The 18,769-nt window shown below is 60.2% G+C and carries 20 protein-coding genes; 9 read left to right on the top strand and 11 right to left on the bottom strand.

The features are described from left to right. Positions 1-151: 151 nt before the first annotated feature. From VMV64_RS12505 to nikR, 6 genes are all read right to left on the bottom strand, one after another. Positions 152-1,855 carry a nickel-dependent hydrogenase large subunit gene (locus VMV64_RS12505; protein WP_325330804.1) on the bottom strand — a complete coding sequence of 568 codons (1,704 nt, stop codon included), beginning with the start codon at positions 1,853-1,855 and terminating at the stop codon, positions 152-154. A 23-nt stretch (positions 1,856-1,878) separates the two neighbouring features. Continuing rightward, the gene (gene hybB / locus VMV64_RS12500) at positions 1,879-3,051 is read right to left on the bottom strand and encodes a Ni/Fe-hydrogenase cytochrome b subunit (RefSeq protein WP_325330802.1); all 1,173 of its coding nucleotides are present in this window, start codon (positions 3,049-3,051) and stop codon (positions 1,879-1,881) included. A 101-nt stretch (positions 3,052-3,152) separates the two neighbouring features. After that, on the bottom strand, positions 3,153-4,133 hold the full coding sequence (hybA, locus tag VMV64_RS12495) for a hydrogenase 2 operon protein HybA (RefSeq protein WP_325330800.1): 981 nt from the start codon (positions 4,131-4,133) through the stop codon (positions 3,153-3,155). Then, positions 4,130-5,293, bottom strand: a complete 1,164-nt coding sequence (locus VMV64_RS12490; RefSeq protein WP_325330798.1) for a hydrogenase small subunit — start codon at positions 5,291-5,293, stop codon at positions 4,130-4,132. The genes hybA and VMV64_RS12490 overlap by 4 nt, the downstream gene beginning before the upstream one ends. A 182-nt stretch (positions 5,294-5,475) precedes the next feature. Then, positions 5,476-6,849, bottom strand: a complete 1,374-nt coding sequence (locus VMV64_RS12485; RefSeq protein ID WP_325330796.1) for a PAS domain-containing sensor histidine kinase — start codon at positions 6,847-6,849, stop codon at positions 5,476-5,478. Positions 6,850-6,863: 14 nt separating this feature from the next. Then, positions 6,864-7,325: a nickel-responsive transcriptional regulator NikR gene (gene nikR, locus VMV64_RS12480; RefSeq protein WP_325330794.1), complete on the bottom strand. Its 462-nt coding sequence runs from the start codon at positions 7,323-7,325 to the stop codon at positions 6,864-6,866. A gap of 275 nt (positions 7,326-7,600) precedes the next feature. Between nikR and VMV64_RS12475 the strand changes: the two genes are divergently transcribed. The 4 genes from VMV64_RS12475 (at position 7,601) to VMV64_RS12460 (ending at position 13,009) form a co-directional block, all read left to right on the top strand. Beyond that, positions 7,601-8,443 (top strand): nickel transporter, encoded by an 843-nt coding sequence (locus VMV64_RS12475; RefSeq protein ID WP_325330792.1) that lies wholly within the window; start codon positions 7,601-7,603, stop codon positions 8,441-8,443. Positions 8,444-8,473: 30 nt separating this feature from the next. After that, a complete protein-coding gene (locus VMV64_RS12470) occupies positions 8,474-10,528 on the top strand; it encodes a TonB-dependent receptor (protein ID WP_325330790.1) in 2,055 nt (684 codons plus the stop codon). Positions 10,529-10,611: 83 nt separating this feature from the next. After that, positions 10,612-11,670, top strand: coding sequence for a magnesium/cobalt transporter CorA (gene corA / locus VMV64_RS12465; RefSeq protein WP_325330788.1), 1,059 nt, complete (start codon positions 10,612-10,614; stop codon positions 11,668-11,670). Between the two features lie 70 nt (positions 11,671-11,740). Further along, the gene (locus tag VMV64_RS12460; protein WP_325330786.1) at positions 11,741-13,009 is read left to right on the top strand and encodes a mechanosensitive ion channel family protein; all 1,269 of its coding nucleotides are present in this window, start codon (positions 11,741-11,743) and stop codon (positions 13,007-13,009) included. 94 nt (positions 13,010-13,103) lie between these two features. Here the strand turns inward: VMV64_RS12460 and rpmG are convergent, their stop codons facing one another. Continuing rightward, the gene (gene rpmG, locus VMV64_RS12455; RefSeq protein ID WP_009206460.1) at positions 13,104-13,271 is read right to left on the bottom strand and encodes a 50S ribosomal protein L33; all 168 of its coding nucleotides are present in this window, start codon (positions 13,269-13,271) and stop codon (positions 13,104-13,106) included. An 11-nt stretch (positions 13,272-13,282) separates the two neighbouring features. Next, complete coding sequence (gene rpmB / locus VMV64_RS12450) at positions 13,283-13,519, bottom strand: 50S ribosomal protein L28 (RefSeq protein WP_325330784.1); 237 nt, start codon at positions 13,517-13,519, stop codon at positions 13,283-13,285. A gap of 357 nt (positions 13,520-13,876) precedes the next feature. Here rpmB and VMV64_RS12445 point away from each other — a divergent pair, with 357 nt between their 5' ends. Continuing rightward, a complete protein-coding gene (locus VMV64_RS12445) occupies positions 13,877-14,323 on the top strand; it encodes a bacteriohemerythrin (RefSeq protein ID WP_325330782.1) in 447 nt (148 codons plus the stop codon). Between the two features lie 113 nt (positions 14,324-14,436). Here VMV64_RS12445 and radC read toward each other — a convergent pair whose 3' ends face one another. After that, on the bottom strand, positions 14,437-15,111 hold the full coding sequence (gene radC / locus VMV64_RS12440; protein ID WP_325330780.1) for a RadC family protein: 675 nt from the start codon (positions 15,109-15,111) through the stop codon (positions 14,437-14,439). A gap of 36 nt (positions 15,112-15,147) precedes the next feature. On the opposite strand from radC, the gene coaBC reads away from it, so the two are divergent. Together coaBC and dut are read left to right on the top strand one after the other, a co-directional pair. After that, positions 15,148-16,356 (top strand): bifunctional phosphopantothenoylcysteine decarboxylase/phosphopantothenate--cysteine ligase CoaBC, encoded by a 1,209-nt coding sequence (gene coaBC / locus VMV64_RS12435; protein WP_325330778.1) that lies wholly within the window; start codon positions 15,148-15,150, stop codon positions 16,354-16,356. A 1-nt stretch (position 16,357) separates the two neighbouring features. Continuing rightward, positions 16,358-16,819, top strand: a complete 462-nt coding sequence (dut, locus tag VMV64_RS12430) for a dUTP diphosphatase (RefSeq protein ID WP_325330776.1) — start codon at positions 16,358-16,360, stop codon at positions 16,817-16,819. Between the two features lie 137 nt (positions 16,820-16,956). On the opposite strand, the gene VMV64_RS12425 is transcribed toward dut, so the two are convergent. Continuing rightward, the gene (locus tag VMV64_RS12425; protein ID WP_325330774.1) at positions 16,957-17,325 is read right to left on the bottom strand and encodes a hypothetical protein; all 369 of its coding nucleotides are present in this window, start codon (positions 17,323-17,325) and stop codon (positions 16,957-16,959) included. 71 nt (positions 17,326-17,396) lie between these two features. On the opposite strand from VMV64_RS12425, the gene VMV64_RS12420 reads away from it, so the two are divergent. After that, the gene (locus tag VMV64_RS12420) at positions 17,397-17,879 is read left to right on the top strand and encodes a Mut7-C RNAse domain-containing protein (protein WP_325330772.1); all 483 of its coding nucleotides are present in this window, start codon (positions 17,397-17,399) and stop codon (positions 17,877-17,879) included. Continuing rightward, positions 17,852-18,184: a hypothetical protein gene (locus VMV64_RS12415; protein ID WP_325330770.1), complete on the top strand. Its 333-nt coding sequence runs from the start codon at positions 17,852-17,854 to the stop codon at positions 18,182-18,184. Before VMV64_RS12420 ends, VMV64_RS12415 begins: the two co-directional genes overlap by 28 nt. A 375-nt stretch (positions 18,185-18,559) precedes the next feature. Here the strand turns inward: VMV64_RS12415 and VMV64_RS12410 are convergent. Then, positions 18,560-18,769: hypothetical protein (locus VMV64_RS12410; RefSeq protein WP_325330768.1), on the bottom strand; the 210-nt coding region annotated here is incomplete at its 5' end.

Genomic DNA, 18,769 nt, shown 5'->3' with positions numbered 1-18,769 from the left:
CATTAACCGCAAAGACGCAAAGTCGCAAAGGAAGACAAAGTCGTAAGATCAATTGCGCTCTCACCTGTTTGGTGATCCGATGAACACCGGTAACACGTTGTTTTTCCTTTGCGTTCTTTGCGCCTCTGCGGTTCAATTGGTTTTTTATGCGTCAAAGCGCCTTGACCTGCACCACCGGCTTTCCCTCATTATCGAGCACATGCACGGCGCAAGCCAGGCAGGGGTCGAACGAGTGCACCGTGCGCAGCACTTCGAGCGGACGCTCCGGATCGGCGACCGGAGTGTTCAGCAGCGACGCTTCATACGGGCCGGGCACATCGCCCTCGTTGCGTGGCGCGGCGTTCCAGGTGGTCGGCACGACTGCCTGGTAGTTGGTGATTTTGCCGTCCTTGATCACCACCCAGTGCGACAGCACGCCACGCGGCGCTTCGTGGAAGCCGACGCCGCTAACCTCGCCCTTGGGAAACACCGGCTTGTTGAAGGTCTTGGTGTCGCCCTTGCCGATGTTGTCCACCAGCAACTGCCACTGGTTTGCCAGCTCGTCCACCTGCACCGCGCAGGAAACCGCGCGGGCGGCATGGCGGCCGATGGTGGAATGCACCGCGGCGAGAGGGATCTTGGTCTTGGCGAGCGAGCCGGCGGTGTCGAGCACGCCGGTCAGGTATTTCAGCGTCGGCGCGTGGTTCTGCGCGACCATCGCCAGCACCCGCGACAACGGGCCGACCTGGGCGGGCTTGCTGTAGAAGGTGGGCGACTTGACCCAGGAATATTTGCCGTTGTCCTGGAAGTCGGTGTAATCCGGTACGGTTTCGCCCTTGTAGGGGTGCAACGCGCCCTTGCCGCCCTTGTACCAGGAGTGCTTGACGCTCTCCTCGACGCCGTCGCGGAAATAGGCGTCGCCGAAGGTCTTGATCGGCTTGATGCTAGCCAGGTCGCCGCCCTTGATGTAGCCGCCGGGCAGGGCGAACTGGGTGCCCTTGGTGTCGAGCGGCAGGTCGGGTACCGACAGGTAGTCCATGACGCCGGCGCCAATCGCGGTCCAGTCGGCGTAGAACGCGCCGATGGCGGCCACATCCACCAGGTAGACGTTCTTGATGAAGTCGTTCAGCTTGTCGATCCATTCCTTGACCGCGAGCAGGCGTTCGACGGTCAGTACCGACTGGGAATCCAGCGCGATCGGGTTGGACACCCCGCCCACCGCCATGTTCTGGATATGCGGCGATTTGGAGCCGAGGATGCTGACGATCTTGCTGGCGTAGCGCTGAATCTCCAACGCCTGGAGGTAGTGCGTCACCGCCAGCAAATTCACTTCCGGCGACAGTTTCATCGCCGGGTGGCCCCAGTAGCCGTTGGTGAAGATGCCGAGCTGACCGGTGCCGACGAAATTGCTCAGTCGTTCCTTGACCTTGGTGAATTCCTGGCGGCTGTTGCCGCTCCAGCTGGACAACCCTCCGGCAAGCTGCGCAGTCTTGGCCGGATCACCCTTGAGCGCGGAAACAACGTCCACCCAGTCGAGCGCCGAGAGGTGATAGAAATGCACGATATGGTCGTGGATGGCATGTGCCGTGATGATCAGGTTGCGGATGTACTGCGCGTTGAGTGGCACTTCCATGTTGAGCGCGTTTTCTACCGCGCGCACCGAGGCCACGGCATGCACCGTGGTGCACACGCCGCAGATGCGCTGGGTGATCGCCCAGGCATCGCGCGCGTCGTGACCCAACAGGATCTGCTCGACGCCGCGCCACATCTGGCCGGATGCCCACGCCTTGGTGACCTTGCCGCCGTTCACTTCGCAATCGACACGCAGATGGCCTTCAATCCGGGTGATCGGGTCTATCGTGATTCTTTTTCCCATTTAAATTCTCCTAATTTTCCTGATTACTTTTGGGCGGCAACGGCTGTCGGCTCGATTTTTCCTGGCAGGATCGGCAGGTAACGCACCAGCACGATGTAGCCCAGTACCTCAAGGGCGATCATGCCGATAGAAACCATGATTTCCGGCACCGACGGGAAGTAGTGCCAACCCGGCCCGGTTTCATAGCCGACCAGGAAGGAATTGATGCGCAGCAGAAAGCCCGCCAGCATCAGGCACAAAGCCGCAACGAACAGCTTGGCCGGATTCCTGCGCGCGGAGGGCTTGGCCAGTATCGCCAGCGGCGCGATAAACAGCGCCATCTCGATCCAGAACATGATGGCCTCGATACTCGCCTCGAACATGCTGCCGAGCGCGCCGCGCACCACCAGATCAGCCAGCCGCACTGCGAGATAGGCCGCCAGCACCCAGATCATCAGGTGCGACAGCTTGCCCAGCAGGTGCAATTCCAACGGCCGCTTGAAGCCGGACGAGGACAGGCAAGCCTCGAAGATGACGATAGCAAAGCCGATCAGTACCGCCGTCATCAGATAAAGCAACGGCAGCAGGATGGTCTGCCACAAGGGGTGAACCTGGTAGCCGAACACCACCAGCAGCGAACCCAGCGAAGACTGGTGCATGGATGGCAACAGAACGCCGAGCGCAATGACGAAGAACAGCACCTTGCTGAGCTTGCGCTTGACGTCCTTGAGGCCGAATTTCTCGAGGAAGGCCGGCGCGAACTCGATCCACATTACGATGATGTAGGCCGTGATGCACACTGCCACCTCGAACATCACCGAGTTGACCTGGGCATAGCCCGGCCAGTAAATATGCCAGAAGTTCCAGTAGCGGCCGAGGTCGAAAATCACCGAAGCGCCGGCCAGAGTGTAGCCGAAGAGGGAAGCCAGCAGCGCCGGCCGCACCATCGGGTGGTATTCGCCCTTGTTGAAGATGTAGACCAGCAGCGCCATGGTATAGCCGCCGCAGGCGAAAGCCGAGCCGATCACCACGTCGTAGGCGATCCAGATGCCGAAAGGATAACCATCGTTGATGTTGGTGACCGCACCGAGCCCGAAGAAGAAACGGATGGCCAGGATGATTAAGGCGATCGCCGCCAGCGCCGCCAGGATCAGCGTCGTCGGCGTCACCAGCGGACCGCCGAGCGGCGCGGGAGCGGGATGAGATACGTTAGACATCGGAACCTCCCTTGCAATTTATTTCACCGCAGAGGCGCGGAGGCGCAGAGGGAAACAGGTTAAGCGTATTGGATTTCTCAGCGTCTCTGCGTCTCTGCGGTTCAATCTTTTTCATGGCCAGCCTCATTTTCATCATCCTTCACGTTGCGCTTGGCGACAAAGGTCAGCACGCCGAGAAACGCCAGCGGTGCGAACAACCCGCCATACAGCGTGTGCTGCATGGTTTCGGACACGCTGGCGTAAGAGCGCTCCGGCAAGGTGGGCTGACCCAGCTTGTCGAACGGCACGGCAGAGAGCTTGAGCATCTGGGTGCCGCCGACCTCCTTTTCACCGTAGATTTGCGGGATATACTTGGCCGCCCTGGCGGAGTGCGGCGACTGGTCGCCCGTATTGAGATTGCCGCGCGGGAACACCGCCTCCTCGCCCGCTTTCAATGCCAGGCGCCGTTTCGATTCGGCGTGCAAATCCTTGACCTTGCCGAACAGCGTCGCCCCGGTCGGACACACCTCCGCGCAGGCGGCATACTTGCCCTCCGCCATGCGGTGGCGGCAAAGCTGGCATTTGGAAATCTGCGGGAACGGGGTGTCGTACTGGAAGCGCGGCACGCCGAACGGGCACGCCGCGACGCAATAGCGGCAGCCGATGCAGGCACCCTTGTCGTAGCCGACGATGCCGGTGACCGGGTCCTTGGTCATCGCCGACACTGGGCAAGCGGAGACGCATGACGGGTCCGCGCAGTGCAGGCAGGACACCTTCATGAAGGCATAGCCGTTTTTCTCGCTGTCCTTGGTCTCGCCGGTGCCGTCCTTGTACATCTTGATGACGTTGAGGGTTTTGCCGGAAATATCGAGAGGGGTATCCCAATACTGCTCCGGAGTGGAAAACTCGGGCGGCATGCCGTTGACTTCCTTGCAGGCCGCCACGCAGGCCTTGCAGCCGATGCACAGCGTGCTGTCGTAAAGCAGCCCCACCGCTTCGGGCGGCATGGCCTTATTGGGGCGCGCCTCGGCCGGCGCCCCCGCCGCCAGCAAGGTGCCTCCGGCCAGCGCCCCTCTCAGGAAATCGCGCCGGTTGATGCTCATGATTCGGTCCTTTCCTCTTGCTTCTTGGCGGTCTCGCCCTCATCGACCTTGACGTCCTTGCCGAGGTTCTTCGCCAGCATCGCGCCGGCGCCCGCCGCCGCGCCGGCAATCGCAGCGGTCAACGCGATCGCTCCAATGCTGGCACCCTTGCCCTGCTCCTCGACGATGCGCGGGAAACCGACCGGCGGCACCACCGTCTTCAGCTCTGCCAAGGCGTGGATCGGCTTGGCGAACCCGATGCCCTTCTCGGTGCAGCCGATGCAGGGGTGGCCGGTACCGACCGGCCAGCTGGCGTTGCCGACGTCGCCGAACAGGATCGACGGACAGTTGGCATAGGTTTCAGGGCCCTTGCAGCCCAGCTTGTACAGGCAGTAGCCCTTGCGATGCCCTTCGTCGCCGAATTCCATGGCGAAGCGGCCGGCGTCGAAATGAGCGCGGCGCTCGCAGTTTTCATGGATGAGGCGGGAGTAGGCGAACTTGGGACGGCCCAGGTGATCCACATCGGGCAGCTTGCCGAAAGTAAGGAAATGCACCACGGTGGAAAGGAAGTTATAAGGGTTGGGCGGGCAGCCGGGAATATTGGGAATCACCTTGCCCAGCACCTCACCCGCGCTCGAAGCGCCGGTGGGATTCGGCGGCGTGGAGGGCATGCCGCCCCACGAAGAGCAACTGCCGATCGCCACCACCGCGGCGGCGTCGGCGGCGCATTCCTTGAGCATGTCCATCGCGGTCTGGCCGCCGATCTTGCAATAGATGCCATTGTTTTTGGTCGGAATCGCACCTTCCACCACCAGCAGGTATTTACCCTTGTTGGCCTTCATCGCCGCCCTGCGCGCAGCCTCGGCCTGGTGGCCGGCAGCGGCAAACAGGGTCTCGTGATAATCGAGCGAGATCACGTCCAGAATCAGCTTCTCCAGCGTCGGATGCTCGGCCCGCAACAGCGACTCGGTGCAGCCGGTGCACTCCTGGAAGTGCAGCCAGATCACCGAGGGACGCTTCTTGCCCGCCACCGCGGCGGCAATCGCCGCGTCTGCCCCGGTTGGCAAGCCCATGGTCGCCGCCATCGCCGCGCACAGCTGCATGAAGCTGCGCCGTGAAATGCCCAACCGGTTTTCCAGCGCGATAATGCTTACATCGTTTCCAATGGTGTTCTCATCCATAGCCTCAACCCCTCGTTATCGTTTGCAACACACCTCAAGTGCTAACAAAAACCGTGCCACAAAAACAATTTTTTATTAAACAATGGGTTGACATGTGAAAACGAAAAATCACGAGTCCCGGCAGCAAACCGGAATTACAGTTTATTGAAGCGATTGGAAGGTAACTTTGCAGCCGCGCTGCTTCACGCGAGCGGCAGACGCAGGGAGAACACAGCGCCACCGTCGGCATGATTGGCGACGGAGAGCCGCCCGCCGTGGCGGTCGATGATGCCGTAGCTGATGGAAAGGCCGAGGCCGGTGCCCTTACCCACCGGCTTGGTGGTGAAGAACGGGTCGAACACCCGGTTGAGGTGTTGCGGTTCGATGCCGGGGCCGTTGTCGCGAAAGGATATCTCAACCTGGCCGTCGGCGATCCTGCCGCCGATATCGAGGGCCGGCACCTCCCTGCCGCGGGTTGCGTCGAGAGCATTCTGCACCAGGTTGATCACCACCTGCTGGATTTGGCCAGGGTTGCCCAATACCGGGATATCGTCCGGCAGCTCGCAGCTCACCCGGCATTGCGCGGATGATGAGCGGGTGACCCAGTGCACCGCCTTGGCGATCACCTCGGCCAGGTTGAACTGGCTCGACTCGTCCTTGTCCTTGGCGGAAAATCGCTTCAGGCCCTCGACGATGTCGCGGGTGCGCTCGGCGCCTTCCACCGTACCCTCGATCAGGGATTCGAGATCTGACAGAATGCGGTCGATACGCAGTTCCTTGCGCAGGTCTTCGCACTGCGCCTCGCTGGCGCCGCCGTGGATCGTATCCAGGTAGCTCTTGAGACGCTGGCTGTAGCGTTGCAGCGCGTGGATGTTGCCGAGCACGAAACTGATCGGATTGTTGAGCTCGTGCGCCACGCCCGCTACCAGGCGACCCAGCGACACCATTTTTTCCGAATGCACCAGATGCTGCTGCGCGCGTTTCAGCGCCTCGTGGGTGTCGTTCAGTTCCTGGTAGGCGCGGCGCAATTCGCCCACCGGCCGCCCCACCATGACGAAGCCGGCCTCGCGCCCGCGCAGGTCATAGCGCGGCGCGCAATTCAGGGCCACCGGAATGGTTTCACCCGCCGCACCGAGCATCTGCGCCTCGCATTCCTTGAGCTGCATTACGGGGCTACGCGAGGCCAGCGCGTTTCTCGCCTTCTCGCGCGAACATTCGTCGGCGAAGAGATCGAACACCGGACTGCCGCGCAACTCGCTCTCGCCGCGCCCGACCAGGTTGACCAGTGCGCGGTTGACCTCCACCACGTTGCCATACAGATCGCACACAATCAGCACGTCGGACATCGAAGTGAGGACGCTGAAAACGAATTGCTGGGTTTCCTCCAGTTCAACATTCTTCTCTTCCAACGCCACCTGATACTGCAGCAGGTTGGAATAAACCTCGTCCATCTTGCGGATGACTTCAATCCAGGTCGATTCGCCAATGCCGTCGACCGGGCAGAACTGCGCCGCGACCAGCGCCTCATGGTGCACGTGATGGTTATCCGCGGGTTCCGGTGGGATGGCAGTAGACATTTCGTTGCGTCGATTCAGGTATTGGGATGGCTGTGCAGATGGGAATGCACGCCGTGATCGTGCTCTTCCACATCCAGACTGACCGGGATCAGGTTGAGCTGGCCGTGACGTACGCCGCGCTCGGCGATAATGCTGTCTGAAAAGGCTCGCACCTCTGCGGTCGGGCCGCGCAAAATCACGGTTTCCAGGCAGTCGTCATGGTTGAGATGGACGTGCATGGTGGACAGGTTGAGCTGATGCTGGGCGTGCTGCTGGCTCGTCAGCCGCGCCGCCAGGTCGCGCTCGTGGTGGTTGTAGACATAGCTCAGGCTGGCGATGCAGTAAGGCGCCTCGGCGCTGCGGATGCGCCGCGTCTCCAGTTGCTCGCGCAGCATGTCGCGCACCGCCTCGGAGCGGTTGAGGTAGCCGCGATTCTTGATCAGCTCATCGAACTGCCGCGCCAGCGATTCATCCAGGGAAATGGTAAAGCGTTCCATAACGTTCCTTCACGCAATATAAATGCCACCCTACACTGAAAAGCCGCGTAGGGTGCGCCACGCGCACCATTCGGGTTTTGTGCGCAGAGCACATCCTAAAGAATTATCGGCTCACAATGAAAGTTCATCTGCCAGATGGTTCTCATTATGCAAATAAAATTTCCACCCCACCGACCAAATTGACTCTGAAATTCCACACAATTCAAGGCGCTGTAAATTTGGCACGAAACTTGTATGATAATTTCTCAAGTTATCATAACCTCAAGGAACAGAGGATGGAAAATTTGCCCAATGATTGGCTCGCGCTGCTGGCACTGGTATTCGTGCTGGGGCTGAAGCACGGCTTCGACCCCGACCACCTCGCCACCATCGACGGCCTGACCCGCTTCAACGCCGCCAACAACAAGCCGCACCTGTCGCGCTGGTCGGGCCTGCTGTTCTCGCTTGGCCACGGCGCCGTGGTGATGGCGGTAGCGGTGCTGGTCGGCGTTGTCGCCCGACGCTGGGAGATCCCGGCCTGGGTCGAGGATCTGGGGGCATGGATTTCCATCCTGTTCCTGCTGGCGCTGGGCGCGGTCAACCTCGCCACCGTTTTCAGGACCAGTCCCGACCAAGTGGTCAGAACGGTCGGGCTGAAAGGCCGCTGGCTGGGCAAACTCAACCAGGCCAGCCATCCCGTTCTGATCGCCTGCGTCGGCGCTCTGTTCGCACTTTCCTTCGACACCCTCAGCCAAACTGCATTGTTTTCCCTGACGGCTTCCAGCATGGCGGGCTGGATGTTCTCGGCGGTACTCGGCATGGCATTCATGCTCGGCATGATCGCCACTGACGGCATCAATGGCCTGTGGATTTCGCGCCTGCTCAACCGCACCGACGAGCGCGCTCTCGTCGCCTCCCGGGTAATGGGCCTGGCGGTAGGCGGCCTGAGCATCATGGTCGGCCTGTTCGGCATCGCCAAATATTTCTTTCCCGTTGTCGCCACCCGCAGCGAAGGCCATGAATTGCTGATGGGCCTCGCCGTGATCGGCACCGTGGCATTGAGCTTTTATCTTGCCCTGCGCCTGGCACACCGACAGGCTGTCGCACTCACACCGCATCCCTCCAATAGCGAAATCTGAATAACTTTATTCCAAAGTGACCGCTTCGCCATGCGATATGATAAAAAACTTTTTCTTCTTACGTGGGCGTTGATCGCCAGCCCACTCGCCACGGCGGGCGGCATCCAGACCCTGGAGGAGGTCGTGGTCACGGATGCTGCGGAAAACCTGGTCGGCGTGGCGGATACCGCCAGCCAAGGCACTGTCACCGCCAGGCAATTGGAAGACCGCCCGCTGCTGCGCCCCGGCGAAATTCTGGAGGCCGTGCCCGGCGTCATCGTCACCCAGCACAGCGGTGACGGCAAGGCGAACCAGTATTTCCTGCGCGGCTTTAACCTCGACCACGGCACCGATCTGGCCGTGACGCTAGACGGCATGCCGGTGAACATGCCGACCCACGCCCACGGCCAAGGCTATGCTGACCTCAATTTCCTGATCCCCGAACTGGTCGCCGGAATGCGCTACAAGAAAGGCCCCTACTCCGCCGAGGAAGGCGATTTCTCGGCCGCCGGCGCGGTGCATATCGGCTATGTGGACCGGCTGAAAAGCGACCTTGCCGAGCTCGGCGTGGGCAATTTCGGCTACCGCCGCCTGCTGACGGCGGCCTCGCCGCAGCTTGCCGACGGCTGCCTGCTGGTGGCGCTGGAAGCATTCCGCAACGACGGTCCGTGGGACAACCCGGAAGGCCTCGCCAAGCTCAACGGCGTACTGCGCTACAGTCGCGGCACGGCGCAAAACGGCTTCGACCTCGCGGCGATGGCCTACCAGGCCGATTGGAACGCCACCGACCAGGTGCCGCAGCGCGCCCTGGATAGCGGCCTGATCTCGCGCTACGGCGCGATCGACCCGACCGACGGCGGCAAGACCAGCCGCTACAGCCTTTCCGGCAACTGGCGCGAGACCGGCAGCGATACAGCCACCCAGGCCAGCGCCTATCTGATCGGCTACCGCCTCAACCTGTTCTCCAATTTCACCCACTTCCTCGACGACCCGGTCAACGGCGACCAGTTCGAACAGGCCGACCGGCGCGTGACCTCCGGCGGTGCGCTGAGCCATGCCTGGTTCGGCAGGTGGAATGGGCGCGAAGTCGAGCAGAACATTGGCTTGCAAGCGCGCAACGACAACATCCTCAACGTCGGCCTCTACCACACGGCAGCGCAGCAGCAGCTTTCCACCGTACGCGCCGACCGCGTCGTGGAGACCAGCCTGTCGCCCTGGTATCAGGCGACGGTGCAGTGGAGCGAGCACTTGCGCAGCGTCACCGGCCTGCGCGCCGACTTCTACCGCTTTCACGTGACAAGCAACCTGGCCGCCAACTCCGGCGATATCGGCGACCACATCTTCAGCCCCAAGCTGAGCCTGATTTTCGGGCCGTGGAACAAAACCGAGTATTACGCCAATTTCGGCTACGGGTTCCACAGCAACGACGCGCGCGGCGCAACCCTCACCCTTGACCCGAAAATTATCGCCCCGGCGAGCCCGGTCACGCCCCTGGTGCGCACCAGAGGCACGGAAGTCGGCGTGCGCGCCGTACCCCTGCCAGGGTGGCAAAGCGCCGTGGCATTGTGGCGGCTGGATACCGCCTCGGAGCTGCTCTTCACCGGCGATGCCGGCACCACCGAGCCGAGCCGCCCGAGCCGCCGCACCGGGGTGGAGTGGGCCAACTACTACCAGCCCAGCTCCTGGCTGACACTGGACGCCGACCTGGCCATCTCGCAAGCGCACTACAACGATGCCGACCCGGCCGGCGACCGCATCCCCGGCGCCATCGAAAAAACCCTGTCGGTGGGTGTTGCGCTCGAATCCGAAAGGGGCTGGCACGGCGGCCTGCGCCTGCGCTATTTTGGCCCGCGCCCGCTGATCGAGGACAACAGCGTGCGCTCGAACTCCTCCACCCTGGTCGATGCCCGCGCCGCTTATAAATTAGACAAGCAGTGGCAAGCCGCGCTCGACATCCACAACCTATTCAACCGCCAGGTCAGCGACATCGACTACTACTACACTTCCCGCCTGCCCGGTGAACCGGCAGCAGGCGTGGCCGACATCCACACCCATCCGGCCGAACCGCGCGCGTTGCGCCTGAGCCTCACCGCGCGGTTCTATTGATTCGGAGCGCAGAATCTACAAATGGCCTTCTCATTCCCAATGTATTACGCTAACGGTTGAATTTCCGACACTGCGGAGGAAACATGACAAAATTCGCCAAGCGCTCGAAAAAAGCCGGCCTGCCACCCGGCACGCTGGTTCATATCGGGAAAAAACGGAGCGAAAAGATACGCATCAGGCTGATCAATTACGACGAATCCAGCTTTTTCGACAAGGAAACGGAGGCTACCGAGGAGTACTGCGCCGCCAGGGCAGCCTCAGGTATCACCTGGGTCAACGTCGACGGCATCCACCAGATCGACCTGTTTCAGCGGATCGGCGAATGTTTCGGGCTGCACCCGCTAGTGCTGGAAGACATCATGAACACCGACCAACGCCCGAAAATGGAGGATTTCGGCGATTACGTCTACATCGTGCTGAAAATGCTGTCCCTCAACGACCGCGGGGAAATCGCCGCCGAACAGGTGAGCCTGATCCTGGGAAAGAATTTCGTGCTGTCCTTCCGCGAGCAGAATAGCAACATCTTCGACCCCATCGTGGAGCGCATCAAAAGCGGCAAAGGGTTCATCCGCAAGGCTGGGGCGGACTATCTCGCCTACGCACTGCTCGATGCGGTGGTGGATCACTATTTCGTGGTACTGGAAAAACGGGAAGAAGAAATCGATACGCTCGAGGAGGAAGTCATTGCCAATGCCACACCTAAAACCCTGCAAAGAATCCATAAACTCCGTCGCGAACTGATCTACCTGCGCAAGGCCATCTTCCCCTTTCGCGGCGTGATCAGCGCGCTGGAACGCGGCGAGTCCGCCTTCTTCGAGCAAACTTCGCGGATTTACCTGCGCGATATCTACGACCACACCATCCACATCATCGACACGCTGGAAACCTTCCGCGACCTCGCCGCCGGCCTGCTCGACATCTACCTGTCCAGCGTCAGCAACCGCATGAATTCGGTAATGCGCGTCCTCACCGTGATCGCCACCATCTTCATGCCGCTCACCTTCCTCGCCGGCGTCTACGGCATGAACTTCAAACACATGCCGGAGCTCGAATGGACCTGGGGCTACCCGGCGGTGCTGCTGCTAATGGCGACCGTCGGCATTTCCATGCAGGTTTATTTCCGCAAGAGAAAGTGGCTATAAGCCGGAACACTCCGGGCGGCTGTCCGGCCATGCTAGAATTTAGTCCTCTCACTCTTGTTCAAACCACCCCATGCCTCAGAGTACTCACAACCTGCTGACAGAGCTTCTTTCCGATCTGGAACAAACCAAGATACTGTGGCAGCTGGCGGTACTGGGATTCAGCCTGGTGCTGGCTTGGGGTTTCAGCCGCCTGTTAAGGAGCCGCCTGCCCAAATCGGAAGGCGCAATCAAAGTGGGCCTGGGCGGGGTTTCCCGGGTAGCTTTTCCGCTGGTCGCACTGCTGCTGGTGGTGATCGGGAAAACCGTGCTCAAGAACTGGCACTCCATCAATCTGCTGAATATCGCCACTTCCCTGCTCCTGGCCTTGGCACTGGTCCGCCTTGCCGTCTATGCCCTGCGCAAGATTTTCGCCCCGAGCGGTTGGCTACACAGTTCCGAACGCTTCATTGCCACGACAATCTGGATCGGCCTCGCCCTGCACCTCACCGGATTTCTCCCCGAAATCCTGGATGCCATGGACGAGCTCAACTTCCACATCGGCAGGCAGAAAATTTCATTGCTCACCATCCTGAGCGGCATTCTGTCCGTCCTTGTCACCGTGCTGGCGGCGATGTGGCTGGGACGGGTGCTCGAAAACCGGGTCATGGCCACAGAACATCTGGACATGAATCTGCGCGTAGTGCTGTCCAAGCTGTTCCGCGCCATGCTGGTCGTGCTCGGCATCCTGGTCGCACTGCCCCTGGCCGGCATCGACATCACCGTGCTTTCGGTATTCGGCGGCGCCCTGGGTGTAGGCATCGGCTTAGGCCTGCAAAAAATCGCCAGCAATTACATCAGCGGCTTCATCATCCTGATCGACCGTTCCATCCATCCCGGCGATGTATTGACCGTCGACAACCGCTTCGGCACGGTTTCGCAGCTCACCGCCCGCTACCTGGTATTGCGCAGCGGTGACGGTACCGAGGCGATCATCCCCAACGACACCCTGATCACCTCCACCGTCCTCAATCACTCCTACTCCAACCGAGAAATGCGCATCGGCATCCCGGTGCAGATCAGCTACCAAAGCGATCTGGACAAGGCCATGACCATCATGCGGCAGGCAGCGGAAAACCACCCGCGCGTGCTCAAGGACCCCGAACCCAAAACCTTCTTGAAGGCATTCGGCGAAAACGGCATCGACCTGGAAATGAGCATCTGGATCAATGACCCGGAAGAAGGCCAGCTCAACCTGCGCTCGGATATAAACCTGGAAATCTGGCGCCAGTTCCAGGCTGCAGGTATCGAAATCCCCTACCCGCAAAGAGATATCCGCATCATCGGCAACCAGCCCGGCTAATTCCAACGATTGCGTACCGGAGTAACAGACAACAAAAAACCCGCCGAAGCGGGTTTTTTGTTGGGCAATACCTGAAGAAAGCGCTTAGCTTAGCTTACTTCAGTTTGGTTTCCTTGTAGTCCACGTGCTTGCGTGCCACCGGATCAAATTTCTTGATCAGCATCTTTTCCGGCATGGTGCGTTTGTTCTTGTCGGTAGTATAAAAGTGACCGGTTCCAGCAGTGGATTCCAGTTTGATTTTCTCGCGTCCGCCTTTTGCCATTTTTCAGCCCCTTAAATGCTTTCGCCGCGAGCGCGTAGCTTCGCCAGCACGGCGTCGATGCCGTTCTTGTCAATGGTGCGCAAAGCAGCGCAGGAAAGGCGCATGCTCACCCAGCGGTTTTCGCTTTCCACCCAGAACTTGCGATTTTGCAGGTTCGGCAGGAAACGACGTTTAGTCCTGTTGTTGGCGTGGGAGACGTTATTCCCCGACATCGGCTTCTTGCCGGTGATCATGCATACGCGGGCCATGGTATTGCTCCAGAAATAGAATAGTGAATTACGAAAAACGCGATTTATACCATATTTTCGCCCGACAACTCAAGAGAAAATTACACTGACCAGCCCGGATGTTTCATAAATTCGCACGATGATCGCGCAGAATTTTGCGAGTTGGGCGACAAATCGCCCTTCCCTGCGAACCCCGTTTGATTGATAGGGCAGTTTTGCGAAGGATTGAACTGATCGCAGTCCCTGCCATTTCTGCGGGATGTGGCGTTCAACTCAGGAAAATACTCTAAGGTTGACCGCGATCAATGTTCCTGTATTTATTCTTGCCATAAAACATGATATTAATATCCTTTTATCGTCTTATAGGTATATACAATAATGAATGAACTAATGGAATGGAGTGACACACTGTGTGTGGGTATCGAGGAAATCGACAATCAGCACAAGGCGCTGGTGGGGTTGTTGAATCAGCTCCATACCGCGATCCATGAAAAGCACGGCTCCGCGGCGTGCATGGAGATTCTCGACAAACTGGTCGAATATACCCGGGTGCATTTCACGGTCGAAGAGAGTCTGATGCGCATTCTGGGCTATCCGGAATATGAGGATCACCATGAGGAACATGACAAGCTGATCACGCAGGTCGTGGAGCTCCAGCAGAAGCTCAAAAGCGGCAAGGTCAACGTCAGCTTCGAGTTGCTCCATTTTCTGCGCGGCTGGTTGTCGCATCACATTCTGGAGACCGACAAAGCCTACGTGCCTTATTTCCTTTCCAAAGGGGTGGCGCGCGGTTCCACCAGGAAAAGCTTCTGGAAGTTCTGGTAAGCCGGCCGCCACCGGACGTGCGGTTCTGTGTCCGGCGGTCTTGGAAAGTGCCAGACGGGCTGACCGCAAAACCGGCTCACCATATTTTTTTCCTGGATTATTTTTAAACGGGGTTACACCAACCCCCGCTCCGCGAACGACACCAAGCTGCTTCCGGCAACGATGAAATGATCCAGCACCCGGACGTCCACCAGAACCAGGGCATTTTTCAGCGCCTGGGTCAGCACCTGGTCGGCATTGCTGGGTTCGGCCACGCCGGAAGGATGGTTATGGGCCAGGATCACCGCTGCCGCATTATGGTGCAGGGCACGTTTGACGACTTCGCGTGGGTAGACGCTGGTCTGGGTCAGCGTACCGCGAAACAGTTCCTCGCTGACTATGACGCGATTTTGCGCATCCAGGAACAGGGCCATAAAGACTTCGTGGGGCAAGCCCTGCAACCGGAGCCTCAAATAGTCGCGCACAGCCTGCGGCGAGGACAGGGCATCGCGCTGTGCGATGTCCTCCTGCAACGCGCGCCGCGCCATCTCCAGCACCGCCTGCAGCTGGGCATATTTCGCCGCACCCATGCCCGGCGTCTGGCAAAACTCCTTTTCGCCGGCCGCGAACAACGCGTTCAGGCCACCGAAGCGCCCGTGCAGTTCCCGCGCCAGGTCAACCGCGCTTTTCCCCGGCAGCCCGGTGCGCAGGAAGATCGCCAGCAACTCGGCGTCCGACAGGCTGGACGCGCCTTTCTGCAGGAGCTTCTCCCGGGGTCGTTCGCCTTCCGGCCAATCCGTTATCGCCATGAAAATTCTTTTTGTTTCAAGTAGAATGAAGGGATTATGACCGATTCAGCGAAAAAACGCCTGGTTCTCGGCGTCACCGGCGGCGTGGCCGCCTACAAGGCCGCAGAGCTTACCCGCCTGCTGGTGAAAAACGGCATCGAGGTGCAGGTGATCATGACCGAAGCGGCCCGCCACTTCGTCGCCCCGGCCACCTTCCAGGCACTCTCCGGCAAGCCGGTGCTGACCGACTTATGGGACGGCCAGTCGGCCGGCGGCATGGCGCACATCGACGTCACGCGCGGCGCCGACGCGGTGCTGATCGCCCCGGCCAGCGCCGATTTCATCGCCAAGCTCGCGCACGGCGCCGCGGATGACCTGCTCTCCGCCGTCTGCCTGGCGCGCGCCTGCCCGCTCCTGGTCGCCCCGGCGATGAACCGCGAAATGTGGGACAACCCTGCCACCCATCGCAACATCACCCAGCTCAAGCGCGACGACGTCACCATCCTCGGCCCGGCCAGCGGCCCTCAGGCCTGCGGCGAAACCGGCATGGGACGGATGGTGGAGCCGGAAACTCTGCTTGAGGACATCGAATCGTTCTGGCATCCCAAGCTGCTGAAAGGCCAACGCGTTCTGGTCACTGCCGGGCCGACCTACGAAGCGATCGACGCGGTGCGGGCCATCACCAACCTGAGTTCGGGCAAAATGGGGTACGCCGTCGCCCGCGCCGCCATCGAAGCCGGCGCAAAAGTCACCCTGGTCTCCGGCCCGACCTGCCTGAGCCCGCCCACGGCAGCGAAAACCGTTGCCGTCACCAGCGCCCAGCAGATGCTCGAAGCGGTCAACCAGGAAATTGCCGAAACCGACATCTTCATCAGCGTCGCAGCGGTTGCGGACTATTATGTGCTCAACCCGAGCGAGCAGAAGATCAAGAAGGACGCCCACATCCTCACGCTGGAACTGGCGCCCAATCCCGACATCGTCGCCAACGTGATGAACTTGCCAAACCCGCCGTTTTGCGTCGGCTTCGCGGCGGAAAGCGAGAACCTCTACGAATTCGCCGAGATGAAGCGGCGCCGGAAAAATCTGCCGCTGCTGGCCGCCAACATGGTGCAGGACGCCCTCGGCCAGGAAGACAACGAGCTGATCCTGTTCGACGACGAAGGCACCCATCCGCTGCCGCGCGCGCCGAAAATCGTGCTGGCGAGACAGCTGATCAAGCATGTCGCCAAGCTATATCATCATTCCGGAAATAAAAACGAGGCTTGAAATGAAAAAGAATCTGAAGAAAGTCGACGTCAAAATTCTCGACGAGCGCCTCAGGCAGCACCCGCCCAGCTACGCCACGCCGGGATCGGCGGGACTCGACCTGCGCGCCTGCATCGAGCACGTCATGACCATCCATCCCGGGCAGACCGATCTGATCCCCACCGGCATCGCCATCCACCTCTGCGACCCCGGCATGGCGGCGATGATCCTGCCGCGCTCCGGCCTGGGCCACAAGCACGGCATCGTACTCGGCAACCTGGTCGGCCTGATCGACTCAGACTACCAGGGACAGCTCTTCGTTTCCTGCTGGAACCGCGGCCATACACCCTTCATCCTCAACCCGATGGAGCGCATCGCGCAGATGGTCATCGTCCCGGTGATCCACGCCGAATTCAATGTCGTTGAAACTTTTGAAGAGAGCGAACGCAGTTCCGGCGGCTTCGGCAGCACCGGGCGCCAATAGACTCACCCCTTTTCAGGGTGTGGACGCATGGCGACCGCGCCCAGGAATCCGTATATTTACTCATCGCATTGGGAACGACATTCCACCCCCTCCCCCTCGCCGGGGGAAGGAAAGTCAGAAGGCATCACCTCAACAAATCAATAGCGCCCTCTGGGGCCGGGACCAATGCCACCACCCCCTGGGCCCATGCCGCCACCAGGACCCATACCTCCGCCCCTCGCTGGAGGCTCATCCGGCAGGGTAACGCCTCGCTCCTTGGCACGCACCTTCATCTGCTCGTGGTGTTCGGCGCGGATTCTTTCACGCTCTTCCTGGGTTTTTGCCGCGCGCATTTTGGCGCGGTAAGCCGTGCGTTCTTCCTGCGTCATCAACTGCGAGCCATATACCTGCTCCTGGTCCTGAGTTCGAACCTGGTCCTGCTGGCGGGTTTGATCCTGGCCGACAACCAGCGGTGACATAGCTATCATCCCCGCAGCCAGCGGCAACAACCATAATCTTTTGGACATCGTGCTTCTCCTTCTATCTATGCAAGTTAAAGTGAACAACCCCCTTTTGCTTTATTATTATAGATAGTCTTATGGAATCTGCTCCCCGCTTCCTGTGTGACGTGATGCTGGCGCACCTGGCCCGCTACCTGCGCGCCGCCGGCCTGGACACCACCCTGGCCGTCGAGTCCGCAACCGACGCGGAAATCCTGCGCGAAGCAATCGACGAAGGCCGCTGGCTGCTCACCGCCGACCGCAAAATCACCGAACACAAAGCCGCCAAAGGCCGCGTCATCCAGCTCCCCTTCGGCTCGCTCGACCTCCAGGCGGCAGTCCTGAGCGGACAATTCGACATCGACTGGCTGAGCCACGCCTTCACCCGCTGCCTGATGGACAACACCCCGCTCCAGCCCGCCACCCCAGAACACGCCCAGCAGGCGCCGGATGATGTTCGCCAGCCGCAGGATGAGCTGCTGGCCTGCCCGAACTGCGGCCGGATTTACTGGCGCGGCTCGCATTACAAGCGGATGCGCAGGAAGCTGGCCGAATGGCAGGAAGCATCGCGGCAAGCCTAGCAACTAAAAAATACGGAACAAGAAGCGAATGGCCGAGTCAAATAGTTAGGCTTGGCATGCGCCAAGCCATGATTTTTCCGCAATTGTTTCTGGAGGGCAACATCATGGACATCCACCTGCCTGAAATGTTTGGCTGGCATCCGAAGAAAGAAGAAAAGCCGGAAACGAAAACAACCTCTGAACCCAGTCCCATCACCAAATGGTCCGTCATCACAGCATTGATCTTGCTTGTTCTGGTGATGACTGGACTGACGGCTTACTATTTTTTTTCTGAATACCTCAATGAGGTTTTCAAGCTCTGGTAATGAGTTAAGGTTGACGCGCTCTGCGCGGTTGATTTAGGTGCCGGGGGCAGCCCGGCGGCTGGCTGTACACCTTTCTTGCTTCGCCAAGAAAGGGTGTACCAAAGAAGGCGACTCCCATCCACCGCCCCTTCGGGGTTCCCTGCGCTGCTCGCCGAGCCGGGCGGCTGTGCTGCTCGGCGGCGAATCAAGGGGACTGAAAATCCAACCCAACCCCGCCCCACCCCACCCAGCCCTCCCCTCGGGGAGGGTTTCTAAAGCACGGGCTACGCCCACAAAACCCAAACCCCCTTCTGCGCCGCTTCGGTTTGGCGGACAAATTGGGGTGAAGGCGAGCACTGTCTGAGTTCCGCGGTGGGGTGCGGGGTGTGCACCCCGCTAGGGCGAGTTGCGCAGCCGCCCAATTTGACCGTCAAACCGAAGGTAGCCCGCAGGGCCGGCGCGGCAGGGGTCGCGGTAGGAATGCCGGTTACCCAACACCCCCCGCACAGATCCGTACTTGCGGAATTGCCGCATACGGCTCCTGCCTCGGGTCATGACGCGAAACGCGGTGACGGGTATGGATGCACCCGTCGCGGATACGGCAAG

The sequence above is a fragment of the Sulfuricella sp. genome, from assembly GCF_035531155.1.
Classification (GTDB): Bacteria; Pseudomonadota; Gammaproteobacteria; order Burkholderiales; family Sulfuricellaceae; genus Sulfuricella.
The sequence above is the reverse complement of the archived record's forward strand: the minus strand, read 5'-3'. Positions and strand labels throughout refer to the sequence as shown.